The organism is Neisseria canis (genome assembly GCF_900636765.1).
GTDB classification, from domain to species: domain Bacteria; phylum Pseudomonadota; class Gammaproteobacteria; order Burkholderiales; family Neisseriaceae; genus Neisseria; species Neisseria canis.
This window is the reverse complement of record NZ_LR134313.1, coordinates 18,538-30,742: the sequence shown is the minus strand read 5'-3', so window position 1 is coordinate 30,742 and position 12,205 is coordinate 18,538. Positions and strand designations below refer to the sequence as shown.

Here is a 12,205-nt window from a genome sequence, read left to right as displayed (position 1 = left end):
GATTGACTGTTTATTGATTCAAAAGTATAAAAAATTAAGGGAGTATAAAAATGAAATGGAATATCTTACTGACTTCTGCTTTATTGATGTTATCGGGTTGCACTGGATTGCAATCGTATTCACCGCAACCGCGGCCGTCTTCCCAAGATGTGGCATCACTGAAAGAAATCTCTGTGCAGCTGGATGGTTATTTCAACAGGGGCTTTCCAGAAGGTGACAAAAGAGCGTCGCTTTCATTGGCAACCGATCAACTACGCCTGCTTGCCAGGGAAGGACATATTAATCAAGATAACCGGGATGAATGGCTAAAGTTGGTCACCAGAGCTTATAGATTGGCAAACCATGTTGCTTTTGATTTAAAGAATCCCAAATATTTTCCTCAAGAAAACCGCATAGGGTGCATGATATATAGTGTGGCAATGAAAGATGTGATCAGCTCGGTCGCCCGTTTTGCTGCCGGCCAAAGCTGCGAGATACAAAACGAGTTGAGGGAGATTGATAAGTTTAATGCTTCTGTTGCCGACTATACACAATATATCGGGCAGTTTTATGATCTGAATAAAGCTGAAGACAGAGAGAAAATCATATGGAATGTGAAGCATGATTTATCCCAGTGGCCTGAGGTAAGAGATGCTTTCTTTCATGAGCTGGGATTATATGAATCATTTAAAATGAATAATTAATATAAATGAAAATAAACGGTATACCTACTTTTACATAGGTATACCGTTTATTTTCATTCCATTATTTCTGTTTGGGCTTGTTCCATTGATTCTTCGGAATGGGTTTAGGGTTAGGGATTCGATCTGGCGGGTTTATAGTGGGATCTTTATAATAGGAAGTTATATACTGATCATTTTTTCTTGTTGTAATATAGCCGTTCGTTTGAATGCGGGTGGTTTGAATAACGGCGGAATTTATTTTTTTTTGGGCGACCGTGTTTGCCTAATTTCCATTCATAGTAAATAAAAAAAGTAACATTTCCACTTTCCGGCAACGGTAAAGGAACAGGGTAATCGTTTCTTCCGCCATAGGCTAAATCTGTTCCGTTTAGGTAGTTTGGCTTGCCGTTGCTGTAAAAACATTCCAGCCATTTGCTCCCGCCATCTTTATAGTCGCCGTGAGGCTGGCCGGTTGCATCGGAAAGTATGCCGCTGCCCCGAGCGTAGCTTTCTAATTCACGGAATTGGATGGCGCTGAAATTTACGGTATTGGGTAATATAAACATATCGGCTGTAAAGCCGGTGCCCATCACATCTTTAATATGTACTTTTTTGGCTAATTTAAATTTTACTTCTTTAGGTTCTATAATTGAAAATGTAATGCTTTCTTCATCATAATCATGTTTCGCAGTGATGGTTACCGAACCAGCTTTATCAAGTGCCGTAAAAGTGAACCGGTTGGATAGTCCCTGTGGAACAGACGAGTTGATTAAGCTTGTATTGACCTGCCATTTTACAGGAGTGTTAGAATAGATTGTTACTTCTTCGCCTACGCCAATTGTAGTGCGCGTCCGATTTTTAGGCAGAGTCGCCGTGGTTTCTGAGCTTAATTCAATTTTTTCATAAGTATCATAGTAATAGCTGAAAACGCCTTCTAAGTTTCCCCCTGAAAAATAACCTCCGGGTAGCATGCATACGTCCTCACCGGGTGATTGTTTTTTGAAATAGCCTTTCCCGGATGATTTTTTAATTTCTTGTTGACAATGTTGTTCGGGAGTCATGCCTTTCAACACTGATAAGGGAAGCCTGTCTCGTCCTGCTGCCGCCCTCCCGCCGTAAATGGATTTTAACTTTCCACGAATTTTTTCACCCATATATCATTCCTCCGGTAAATTTAGGTAGATTGTGAAGACTTATTCTTCTCTAATTTTAGTTGCCATTAAGGTGTGCAGCCTGCGGTTGTCGGCACGGGCTACGGTAAATTGCAGCTGGCCCAGCGTGACTTTTTCGCCGCGCACGGGCAAGCGCCCCAATTCTTGGATAACCAAGCCGCCGATGGTGTCGGCTTCTTCGTCGTCATAGTCGGTGCCGAAATAGTCGTTGATGTCTTCCACTTCGGTAAAGGCGTTGATGCGCCAGCGGCCTTCAGACACGGCGAAAATGTTGTCGGCGCTGTCGTCTTCATCGAATTCGTCTTCGATATCGCCGAGGATTTCTTCAATCAGGTCTTCAAATGTAACCAGCCCCGATACGCCGCCGTATTCGTCGATAACCACGGCCATGTGGTTGCGCTGCTCGCGGAAGGCTTTAAGCAGCATGTTCAGCGGCATGCCTTCGGGCACGAAAACGGCCGGTCGAAGAATGCCTTCCAAATGGAAATGCTCGTGGCCAAACGCATATTTCAATAGGTCTTTGGCATGCAGAATGCCCAGAACATTGTCTTTGTCTTCACTGATAACGGGAAAGCGCGAATGGGCGGTTTCGATGATGTAGGCAACAATCCGCTCCAAGCTGTCGCCCGATTTGATGACGTTCATCTGGGCGCGCGTAATCATGGCGTCGCGCACTTCCAGTTCATTGAAATCCAATATTTTTTCCAGCCGCTGCAAGGTTTCGGCATCGTAAACTTTACGGTCGTGCGCCTGACGCAGGATGTCGACTACTTCTTCGGCGGATTCGGGTGCATCGTTGGTGATGCGGCTGATAAGACGTTCAAAAAAATTGGGCTTCGACGGGTCTTCCATATCAGATTTCGTCCTGTTGGTAAGGGTTTGGGTATGCTAACTGATTTAACAGCTTGATTTCAAGTGATTCCATGATTTCGGCTTGTTCCTCGGAAATATGGTCATAGCCCATTAAATGCAATGTGCCGTGCAGGGTAAGATGGGCAAAATGCGCTTCGAGTGTTTTTCCTTGTTCGGCGGCTTCTCCGGCAACGACTTGCGGGCAGATAATCAGATCGCCGCTGAGGGTGTCGGGGTTTTGCGCGAGCACGGTTTCGCCTTCGTCAAGCGCAAAACTCAATACGTTGGTGGCGTAATCTTTGCCCCGGTAGTCGCGGTTGTAGGCGCGTGCGTCTTCTTCATCGAGCAGAATCAGGCTGATGTCGGCACGGCGGTATTCGTTTTTGAGGGCATGCCATATCCAAAGGCGGAACTGTTGCTCGGTGGGGATTTGGGGGAGGTTTGTGCGGTTTTCAAAATAGAGGCTGAAGCGCTTTTGTTGCAGCTTTAGGAAAGGGTAGCGTTTGGCGGATTTCATGGAGAGGGATGTGTTCGGCAGATTTTTTCAGACAGGCATTATAACAAGTTATGCCTGTCTGAAAAAATATCCGTACGGTTTCGGTTTACCGTTTTAGGATTTCGGAATATTTCTTACTATGCGCTTGTTAGTCTATGAATGAGACAACAAGTATGAATACGGCTCATGAATTTAGCGTGATTTAGGGAATTTGTTTACTAAAATGGCTCCGATAAAGCTGAGTAATGTAATACTTGAGCTCATTAGAAAAGCTTTGCTTATTGAAGCGTGATTGTAATATCGGAAAATAATAAAGAAACATATGAATATGATGGTATCTGTGATAATAAGAAATTTTACACTTGTTGTTTTTTTAACTATTTCTTTCATTGGGTTAGCGCCATATTAATTAAATATTGATTTTAGTTGACATTAATTTCCTTCAGTTCCCGGAATGAATCCTAAATGCATTAGGGTGGCTTGATGTTTCTATGATTTTTATTGTAAGTAAAGGTTTGTTTGCCTGTTTTATCACCTGATTTGGTTTATGAAATATTTATGATTTGGGTATTGAAATTTAAAGAATATCGGCATGAAAAACTAACTGTAAAAACTAACTATAGTCAATTTACTTAAGTTTAATAACGATACCGTCATACTCGGACCAAGCCCGAGTATGACGGGCGTACTATTTTTTAAGTTGATTTACTATATAAGAAGAAAACGAAAATTGCCTGTCTGAAATTTTCAGACAGGCAATTTTTGATGGGAACTCTGTTTATTTTGATTCTTCCGGCTCGGGAATCTGAAACACTTGCCGCAGATAGGCCAGGAAAGTGTCGTTGTCGGTCATGGTTTTGCCGGGACTGTCGGAAAGTTTGGCAACGGATTGGCCGTTGCATTCTACCAGCTTCAAAACGATGTTCAGCGTGGTGTGGCCTAAATCGTTGGTAAGATTGGTGCCGATGCCGAAGCTGGTTTTGAAGCGGTCTTTGAAATATTGGTGCAGCGCCCATGATTTGTCGATATTGAGGCCGTCGGAGAACGTGAGCATTTTGGTGCGGCTGTCGATTTTGAGCTTTTTGTAGTGGGCGTAGGCTTTGTCGCCCCAAAGATAAGGCTCGCCGCTGCCTTTGGCGGCATAGCCGTAAGGACGGTAGGCGGAGGCTCTGAACCCACTTTCATACAAACAGACGATCGGGCGTCCTTTCAGATGAAGACGGTGTTTGAGTTTGTGAAAACGTTTCCTGAGCCGGGTATCGGCTTTGGGATGTTTATGGGTCTTTTTTTCGTCTGATTCCGTATCTTTTCAATGCCTTGTGGACGGCATTGGTTGAGCAGCGGAAACGTTGCGCCCGTTCGGCACAATACGCATCGGGGTATTGGGCAACATCCTGAAGAAGTGCCTGCCTGCTGATTTTGCGGGGTTTTCTATCTTTGGGGTAACCTTTGGGGACGGGGTTCTTTTTCCATTTGTATACTGTATCGGGGCTGATACCGGGTTCCCGGGCTACTTTGCGGATAGAGATGCCTTGTGCGGGTTTTGCTAAGGCAAGCTTTCGGAAGTCTGTTGAATAGGTCATGAACAGATTGTAATTTAAATTAAGTTGATTAATTATATTTACTAATATGCCTGTCTGAAAAACCAAAAGCCACCCGAATATTTCGGGTGGCTTTCTTGATTCAACACAGGTTTATCTCAGCAGCATTTACCACCGTTGCTGCCGCAGCGGCGCTTGCTGCAATAATCTTGAAACTGCAATTCAGTCATCACGGGTGCATTGGGATTGTGTTTACGCTGGCGGGCAACGTAATTTTCATAATCCGGCACGCCGGCCATCAGATTCGCGGCCACACGCGCGCTTTTCCATAGTTTTCGGATGCGTTGCGTCCAAGACATATCAAGCCTCTGTTTTCGTTACTTCATTGCGCATAACGGCAGGCACTTCTTTGGCGGTCGGCCATGCGATTTTGCTGGCTTTCAGCGCAACGCGCACGCCGTAAAAGGCCACCACAACCACTACCGACAAGAATAATACGGTAAGGCCGGAATTGACATAGTCGTTCAAAATAATGCGCGACATTTGCGCGGCATCTTTTGCCGGTGCCAATACTTCGCCTTTGTCCAAAGCAGCTTGATATTTGGCGGCATGCGATAAAAAGCTGATGCGCGGGTCGCTGTGGAACAGCTTTTGCAAACCGGCATAACACGTTACAAACAATACGCCGCAGGCAGGCACCAAAGTTACCCACATATAGCGCTCGCGCTTCATTTTGACCAATACAACGGTACACATAATCAGCGCCACGCCTGCCAACATTTGGTTGGCAATGCCGAAAAGCGGCCACAACGAGTTGATGCCGCCCAGCGGGTCGGTTACGCCGGTGTAGAGGAAATAGCCCCACAGAGCAACAGCCATAAAAGTGGCTATCAGGTTGGCAGGCAGGCTGTCGGTATTGGAGAACGGTTTGTAAAACACACCGCCCAAATCCTGAATCATAAAGCGTGCCACGCGTGTGCCGGCATCTACCGCGGTAAGGATAAACAAGGCTTCAAACAGCAATGCAAAGTGATACCAGAAAGCCATCATGCCCGGGCCGGAAATCAGCTGGCTCATAATGTTGGCCATACCTACTGCCAAAGTCGGCGCACCGCCGGCACGCGAGAGAATGGTGTTTTCGCCCACATCTTTCGCCATTTGCAGCAAAGCGGTTTCAGTAACCGGATAACCCAGCTTATTGGTAATCACAGAAGCTGCGTTGGTGGCATCCGTACCAATCAGCGCGGCAGGGCTGTTCATAGCGAAATACACGCCCGGGTCAAGCGAAGCGGCGGCGGCCAAAGCCATAATCGCCACAAAGCTTTCCATCAACATGCCGCCGTAACCGATCATGCGCACATGGGTTTCGTTTTCCACCATTTTCGGCGTGGTGCCTGAAGAAATCAGCGCATGGAAGCCGGAAACGGCACCGCAGGCAATCGTGATGAACAGGAACGGGAAAAGGCTGCCTGAAAACACAGGGCCTGTGCCGTCGATAAACTTGGTTACCGGATCCATCAAGAGCGGCGGGTTCACAATCACAATGCCGATAGCCAATGCAATGATGGTGCCGATTTTCAGGAAAGTGGAAAGATAATCCCGCGGCGTGAGCAGCAGCCAAACGGGCAATACGGCCGCAATAAAGCCGTAAATCATAATCGCCCAAGTCAGCCCTACGCCGTCCAGGTCAAACCATTGGCCGAACGAGCTTTGCGCCACGTTTTCACCGTACACAATCGCCAGCATCAGCAAAATAAAGCCGACAACGGAAATCTCGCCGATTTTACCCGGGCGGATATAGCGCGTGTAAATGCCCATAAACAAGGCAATCGGAATGGTGGCTGCAATGGTGAACGTGCCCCACGGGCTGTGTACCAGAGCTTTCACCACAATCAGCGCCAGCACGGCCATAATGATGACCATAATCATCAGAATGCCGATGGAGGCAATCACACCCGGGATGGTGCCCAGCTCCTGCTTCACAATATCGCCCAGCGATTTACCGTCGCGGCGCATGGAAACAAACAACACCATCATGTCCTGCACGGCACCGGCAAACACCACACCGAAAATAATCCAAAGCGTACCCGGCAGATAACCCATCTGCGCGGCCAATACCGGTCCTACCAGCGGCCCTGCCCCAGCAATCGCCGCAAAATGGTGGCCGAACAGCACGCCTCTGTGCGTCGGCACATAGTCCAAACCGTCGTTGTGCCGTTCGGCAGGGGTGAGGCGGTTCGGGTCGAGCTGCATCACTTTATTGGCGATATAAAGGCTGTAATAACGGTAGGCAATGCAATACACCGAAACGGCAGCCGAAACCATCCAAATCGCGCTTATCTGCTCGCCCCGGCTCATTGCCAATGTGGTAAACGAGGCAAGGCCGACCAAGACCACCAGTCCCCAAATCACAAATGATTTGAGCTGCTTCATAATTCATCTCCTTGAACTGCTTTTTATCAAATTACCGGCCATGCTGTTGGGTATCCTTCCAAGCAGCAACACCGACAGACAGCCGTTTACCGATCTGTGTTACATCATTCTTCTTTTACGCTTGCGAGGTTAACATATAAACAGCAAAATAAATAAATCTTTACAATCGAAAAAATAAGGGGCTGTACTAGATAAGCAGTCATGCGAGACTGCAAAAATGAAGATAACTCGTTGTAAATTAAAAAAGAGTATTCAAAAGAAGTTGCTTCAATTTTTGTACTTGAAGTAACCGCCCGTTCTGCTGCCGATTTGTTAGGCATCCATTCCAATTCAGCGGCTCTGTTCTACCGCAAAATCCGCGAAGTCATCAGCCATCATCTTGCTTTGGAGGCCGATGCGGTTTTTGATGGTGCTGTCGAATTGGATGAAAGTTATTTTGGCGGATACCGTAAAGGCAAACGCTGTCGCGGCGCCGCAGGGAAAGTGGCGGTTTTTGGCATCCTCAAACGCGGCGGGAAGGTTTATACCGTGGTGGTGGAAAACGCCAAACGGGAAGGCTTGTTGCCTGCTATTACAAAGAAAATCATGTCGGATAGCATTGTCTATACAGACGGTCTGAGCAGTTATGATGTGCTGGATGTGAGTGGTTTTACCCATCATCGTATCAACCGCAGCAAATTATTTGTTGATCGTCAGAACCACATTAACGGCATCGAAAATTTTTGGAATCAGGCAAAACGGGGACTTCGTAAATACAACGGTATCGACCGCAAATCTTTCCCGCTGTTCTTGAAAGAATGCGAATTTCGTTTTAATTTTGGCACACTGTCTGAGCAGCTTAAAATGCTGCGAAAATGGTGTGATGTTTAGGGCTTATCTAGTACAGCCCTAAGCTTAACCATTTCAGACAGGCATATGTTATGATGCAGCCTGTTTAACTTTGTTGTTAACCTTGTTGGGAAAATCAGGATGAGCCAGCTTAAAAACGATACTTTTCTGCGTGCTTTATTGAAAGAACCGGTGGATTACACGCCGGTTTGGCTGATGCGGCAGGCGGGGCGTTATCTGAGTGAATATAAGGAAACGCGCGCACGCGCGGGCAGCTTTTTGGATTTGTGCAAAAACACGGAATTGGCAACCGAAGTTACCATTCAGCCACTGGATCGCTTTGATTTAGATGCCGCGATTTTGTTTTCCGATATTTTGACCGTGCCGGATGCTATGGGCTTGGGGCTGTATTTTGCCGAGGGTGAAGGGCCGAAATTCGAACGCCCTTTGCAGAAAGAGCAAGATGTGCGGGCGCTTTGCGTGCCTGATATGGCTAAGTTGGCTTATGTTTTTGATGCTGTGTCTTCCATACGCAAGGCTTTGGATGGCCGTGTGCCGCTGATCGGTTTTTCCGGCAGCCCGTTCACGCTGGCGTGTTATATGGTGGAAGGCGGCGGCAGCAAAGAATTCCGCAAGATTAAATCCATGATGTATGCACGGCCGGATTTGCTGCATCATATTTTGCAGGTTAATGCCGAGGCGGTTACGGCTTATCTGAACGAACAAATTAAAGCGGGAACGCAAGCGGTTCAGATTTTCGATACTTGGGGCGGCGTGCTCACACCGCCTGCGTTTGAAGAGTTCAGCCTATGCTATATGAAGCAGATTGTGGCGGGCTTGTTGCGTGAAAACGAAGGCCGCCGCGTACCGGTGATTCTGTTTACCAAAGGCGGCGGTTTGTGGCTGGAAGCAATGGCCGAAGCGGGTGCAGACGCGCTGGGCTTGGACTGGACCTGCGACATTGCCGACGCGCGCCGCCGTGTGGGCGATAAAGTGGCGTTGCAAGGTAATTTCGACCCGTTTGCCCTATTCGGCACACCGCAGAGCATTGAGGCTGAAGTGAGCCGTATTCTGAAAGGCTACGGCAGCGGCAGCGGGCATGTGTTTAATTTAGGACACGGTATCAACCAGTTTACCAATCCGGAGCATGTGAAGGTGCTGGTGAATAAAGTGCATGAATTATCGCGGGTTTGAATCTGAACGGTTTCTATCCGACTCAACCGCCCTTGTCTCAAATAAACTAAAAATAAGGGGCTTAGGAAGCAAACTAAAATTGCCTGTCTGAAATTTTCAGACAGGCAATTTTTGATGGGAACCCTGTTTATTTTGATTCTTACGGCTCGGGAATCTGAAACACTTGCCGCAGATAGGCCAGGAAAGTGTTGTTGTCGGTCATGGTTTTGCCGGGGCTGTCGGAAAGTTTGGCAACGGATTGGCCGTTACACTCCACCAGTTTCAAAACGATGTTCAGCGTGGTGTGGCCTAAATCGTTGGTAAAATTGGTGCCGATGCCGAAGCTGGTTTTGAAGCGGTCTTTGAAGTATTGGTGCAGCGCCCATGATTTGTCGATATCGAGGCCGTCGGAGAACGTGAGCATTTTGGTGCGGCTGTCGATTTTGAGCTTTTTGTAGTGGGCGTAGGCTTTGTCGCCCCAAACATAAGGGTCGCCGCTGTCGTGACGCAAGCCGTCGAACAGTTTGGCGAAATAAAGGTCGAAATCGCGCAGGAAGGCATCCATGCCCACGACGTCTGTGAGCGCGATACCTAAATCGCCCCGGTATTCGCGCACCCAGCTTTCAAGGGCGGCTTTTTGGAAGTCGCGCAGGCGCACGTCGAGCGCTTGGAACGCTTGCAGGAATTCGTGTGCCATGGTGCCGATGGGTGTGATGCCGAGCTTTTTGGCTAAAAATACGTTGCTGGTGCCGCGCAGGATATCGGGGGCGGCTGCATATAAGGTTCTGATTACATGCTCTTGCCAAGCCAAATTATAGCGGCGGCGGGTGCCGAAGTCGGAAATCAAAAAAGGCGGGTCGTTGGGGTTTTGGATGGCGGCCAGCTCTTTCAGGCGCTCGGCTTTGGCTTGCAGGCGGCGTTCGCCTTCGGCCAGCACTTCGGGCGTTTCGAGGCGGCGGAAATAGAGTTCGTTGACAATGGCGAGAATGTAAATTTCGAAAAACATCGCCTGTATCATGGGGCCTTCCACTTTGATGTGCAGGCGGCCGGAGTCGTCGGTGGTTACGCTGACGAAGCGGCGTTTGAGCTGGAAAAGCTCCATGTAGTCGACAAAGTCGCTTTTGATAAAACGCATGGCGCGCAGATAATCAAGCTCGTCTTGCGTGAACTTCAGTTCGCACAGGCAGTCCAGCTCGCGTTCCAAATCGGCTTTGATGTCAGCCAGCGGGTAAACGGTTTGGTCGTTATTGCGGCAGCGGAATTCATACACGCCGTGGGCTTGCGGGAATTGGTGCAGAATCACCTGAAGCATGGTGAATTTGTATAAATCGGTGTCGAGCAGGGAGCGGATGATGGGGGTGTTATTCGACATATTTTTGTTCCCGTATGAGAAGAATGTGTTTAATTAAAACATGTTTGTTTGCATTTGTGTGATTTATTATGAGCAATGCCTGTCTGAAACTTTTCAGACAGGCATTGTGTTTATATCTCTTCCGGGCTTGAACCGTTTTGCGGAGTCTCTTCCGGTGCGCCGCTTTGCGCGTGAATTTCGATTTCGGCAAAACTTTCCGGCTGCACGATCCTCACCAATCCTTCTTTGGCCAGTTCGAGCAGTGCGATAAAGTTCACCACCACATAAGCGCGCCCCTGTTCCGGTCGGAATAATTCGGAAAACCGGCAAAAACCGTTTTGCAGACGGCGCAGAATGCTGCTCATCTGTGCACGTACGGAAATGGCTTCTTTCACCACTTCGTGTGAACGGGTGTGTTTGGCGCGCGATAAAATGCCGAGCCATGCTTGAGTGAGGTCGGCTGTTTGGATTTCAGGCAGCTTGGCTTCCACTGCAATTTCCAGCGGCAGGTAAGCCCATGCGAAATCGCGGCCGGCGCGGGGTAAGGCATCAAGCCCGGCTGCTGCGAGCTTCATTTGCTCGTAAGCCAGCAGGCGGCGCACCAGCTCGGCGCGGGGGTCGGCGGCTTCTTCGTCTTCCAACGGCGCGGGCTGGGGCAGCAGCAGGCGTGATTTAATTTCAATCAACACGGCTGCCATCAACAGATATTCCGCCGCCAAATCAAACTGGTGGGCTTCCATTTGGGCGATGTAGTGGAGATATTGCTCCGTGATCTTGGTCATCGGAATATCCAACACGTCGATATTCTGCTTGCGGATTAAGTAAAGCAGCAAATCCAGCGGCCCTTGGAAGCTGTGCAGTACAACTTTGAGCGCATCCGGCGGGATAAATAAATCCTGCGGCACATCGGTAACGGGCTGCCCGAAAATCCAGGCAACGGCGTGTTCGTTGTGAAATACGGGTAGGGAGGGCTGTATCATGTGAATCAACTTTGACCGTCGTCAATCAGGCGCTTGATGTAGCGGCCTTTGGTGAATATAAACAAAGCATTGTAAGAGCCTGCGCCGTCGCTGTTGCGGGCAAACAAGTAGATTGTATCTGTTTTCCTGTTATAGAAGCAGCTGTGGTATTGCGCATTGGGCTGGATAAATTGTCGAAATCGGTTTCAGGCACGGCCGAGCGGCCTTGTTTGCCGCTTAATACAATGCTGCGGTAGGCGGAGTCGGGTTGTCTTCCGTCGGTGCCGATGGCGGGTTTGCCTTTGTAATGTGTGAATGTGTAGGAATCGTATTCTTTATTGTAAATTGCGGTGAAATTACGCCGGTGTCGGGGGAAATCGAAAGCGCCCGTATTGACGGTCAAACGATACGGCCCCGCGCTGCAACCGAACTGGTTGCCCGAGGATGCGGAAGGCAGCTCGGGATAGGTGTGTATGGGTTTCAGGCGGGAGTAATGTATGACGCCGCTAATCGTGCGGCCTTGCGGGGTTGGGTAGTTGATAAGGCGCCAGCCGTCGTCTTCTTCGTCATAGCTCAGGGCGACAATGGCGCCGTCGGGTACTTTGCCAACAATCTTGGCGTTGGGAGAAGGTTGACTGCGGATGTTGGCGTAGCCGTCGGAATCTATTACTTGGGCGAAATCGGCATAGGCCGGCAGGCTTAATGATAAAAATAAGAGTAAGGCAGTGGTTTTCATGT

General features: G+C 48.5%; 11 protein-coding genes and 2 pseudogenes. 3 read left to right on the top strand and 10 right to left on the bottom strand.

Annotated elements, in window-relative coordinates; all coding sequences use genetic code 11:
* Window positions 1-50 precede the first annotated feature (50 nt).
* On the top strand, window positions 51-683 hold the full coding sequence (locus tag EL143_RS00155) for a hypothetical protein (protein ID WP_126326456.1): 633 nt from the start codon (window positions 51-53) through the stop codon (window positions 681-683).
* Between the two features lie 170 nt (window positions 684-853).
* Here the strand turns inward: EL143_RS00155 and EL143_RS00150 are convergent, their stop codons facing one another.
* The 7 genes and pseudogenes from EL143_RS00150 to EL143_RS00120 form a co-directional block, all read right to left on the bottom strand.
* Window positions 854-1,816, bottom strand: a complete 963-nt coding sequence (locus EL143_RS00150) for a hypothetical protein (RefSeq protein WP_126326455.1) — start codon at window positions 1,814-1,816, stop codon at window positions 854-856.
* A 39-nt stretch (window positions 1,817-1,855) separates the two neighbouring features.
* Window positions 1,856-2,686, bottom strand: a complete 831-nt coding sequence (locus EL143_RS00145; RefSeq protein WP_085417357.1) for an HlyC/CorC family transporter — start codon at window positions 2,684-2,686, stop codon at window positions 1,856-1,858.
* Between the two features lies 1 nt (window position 2,687).
* Window positions 2,688-3,203, bottom strand: a complete 516-nt coding sequence (gene ybeY / locus EL143_RS00140; RefSeq protein WP_085417356.1) for an rRNA maturation RNase YbeY — start codon at window positions 3,201-3,203, stop codon at window positions 2,688-2,690.
* A 757-nt stretch (window positions 3,204-3,960) separates the two neighbouring features.
* Window positions 3,961-4,311, bottom strand: a pseudogene (locus EL143_RS00135) (nicotinate phosphoribosyltransferase); the annotation flags it as partial.
* 145 nt (window positions 4,312-4,456) lie between these two features.
* Window positions 4,457-4,765, bottom strand: a complete 309-nt coding sequence (locus tag EL143_RS00130) for an IS630 transposase-related protein (protein ID WP_126326453.1) — start codon at window positions 4,763-4,765, stop codon at window positions 4,457-4,459.
* Window positions 4,766-4,881: 116 nt separating this feature from the next.
* The gene (locus EL143_RS00125; protein WP_085417354.1) at window positions 4,882-5,082 is read right to left on the bottom strand and encodes a YbdD/YjiX family protein; all 201 of its coding nucleotides are present in this window, start codon (window positions 5,080-5,082) and stop codon (window positions 4,882-4,884) included.
* Between the two features lies 1 nt (window position 5,083).
* Window positions 5,084-7,156 carry a carbon starvation CstA family protein gene (locus tag EL143_RS00120; protein WP_085417353.1) on the bottom strand — a complete coding sequence of 691 codons (2,073 nt, stop codon included), beginning with the start codon at window positions 7,154-7,156 and terminating at the stop codon, window positions 5,084-5,086.
* Window positions 7,157-7,373: 217 nt separating this feature from the next.
* Here EL143_RS00120 and EL143_RS00115 point away from each other — a divergent pair.
* Window positions 7,374-8,026, top strand: a pseudogene (locus EL143_RS00115) (IS1595 family transposase).
* A gap of 99 nt (window positions 8,027-8,125) precedes the next feature.
* Window positions 8,126-9,178, top strand: a complete 1,053-nt coding sequence (hemE, locus tag EL143_RS00110; RefSeq protein ID WP_085417352.1) for a uroporphyrinogen decarboxylase — start codon at window positions 8,126-8,128, stop codon at window positions 9,176-9,178.
* A 139-nt stretch (window positions 9,179-9,317) separates the two neighbouring features.
* On the opposite strand, the gene pncB is transcribed toward hemE, so the two are convergent.
* The 3 genes from pncB to EL143_RS00095 all read right to left on the bottom strand — a co-directional run bounded on the left by pncB (window position 9,318) and on the right by EL143_RS00095 (window position 12,203).
* Complete coding sequence (gene pncB, locus EL143_RS00105; protein WP_085417351.1) at window positions 9,318-10,529, bottom strand: nicotinate phosphoribosyltransferase; 1,212 nt, start codon at window positions 10,527-10,529, stop codon at window positions 9,318-9,320.
* 110 nt (window positions 10,530-10,639) lie between these two features.
* Window positions 10,640-11,488 carry a segregation and condensation protein A gene (locus tag EL143_RS00100; RefSeq protein WP_085417350.1) on the bottom strand — a complete coding sequence of 283 codons (849 nt, stop codon included), beginning with the start codon at window positions 11,486-11,488 and terminating at the stop codon, window positions 10,640-10,642.
* A gap of 25 nt (window positions 11,489-11,513) precedes the next feature.
* On the bottom strand, window positions 11,514-12,203 hold the full coding sequence (locus tag EL143_RS00095) for an SH3 domain-containing protein (RefSeq protein WP_085417349.1): 690 nt from the start codon (window positions 12,201-12,203) through the stop codon (window positions 11,514-11,516).
* Window positions 12,204-12,205: the final 2 nt, after the last annotated feature.

Excerpts from the sequence above, each read along its gene's own strand:
- EL143_RS00155 (WP_126326456.1), top strand. The coding sequence starts at position 51 with ATGAAATGGAATATCTTACTGACTTCTGCTTTATTGATGTTATCGGGT.
- EL143_RS00150 (WP_126326455.1), bottom strand. The coding sequence starts at position 1,816 with ATGGGTGAAAAAATTCGTGGAAAGTTAAAATCCATTTACGGCGGGAGG.
- EL143_RS00145 (WP_085417357.1), bottom strand. The coding sequence starts at position 2,686 with ATGGAAGACCCGTCGAAGCCCAATTTTTTTGAACGTCTTATCAGCCGC.
- ybeY (WP_085417356.1), bottom strand. The coding sequence starts at position 3,203 with ATGAAATCCGCCAAACGCTACCCTTTCCTAAAGCTGCAACAAAAGCGC.
- EL143_RS00130 (WP_126326453.1), bottom strand. The coding sequence starts at position 4,765 with ATGACCTATTCAACAGACTTCCGAAAGCTTGCCTTAGCAAAACCCGCA.
- EL143_RS00125 (WP_085417354.1), bottom strand. The coding sequence starts at position 5,082 with ATGTCTTGGACGCAACGCATCCGAAAACTATGGAAAAGCGCGCGTGTG.
- EL143_RS00120 (WP_085417353.1), bottom strand. The coding sequence starts at position 7,156 with ATGAAGCAGCTCAAATCATTTGTGATTTGGGGACTGGTGGTCTTGGTC.
- hemE (WP_085417352.1), top strand. The coding sequence starts at position 8,126 with ATGAGCCAGCTTAAAAACGATACTTTTCTGCGTGCTTTATTGAAAGAA.
- pncB (WP_085417351.1), bottom strand. The coding sequence starts at position 10,529 with ATGTCGAATAACACCCCCATCATCCGCTCCCTGCTCGACACCGATTTA.
- EL143_RS00100 (WP_085417350.1), bottom strand. The coding sequence starts at position 11,488 with ATGATACAGCCCTCCCTACCCGTATTTCACAACGAACACGCCGTTGCC.
- EL143_RS00095 (WP_085417349.1), bottom strand. The coding sequence starts at position 12,203 with ATGAAAACCACTGCCTTACTCTTATTTTTATCATTAAGCCTGCCGGCC.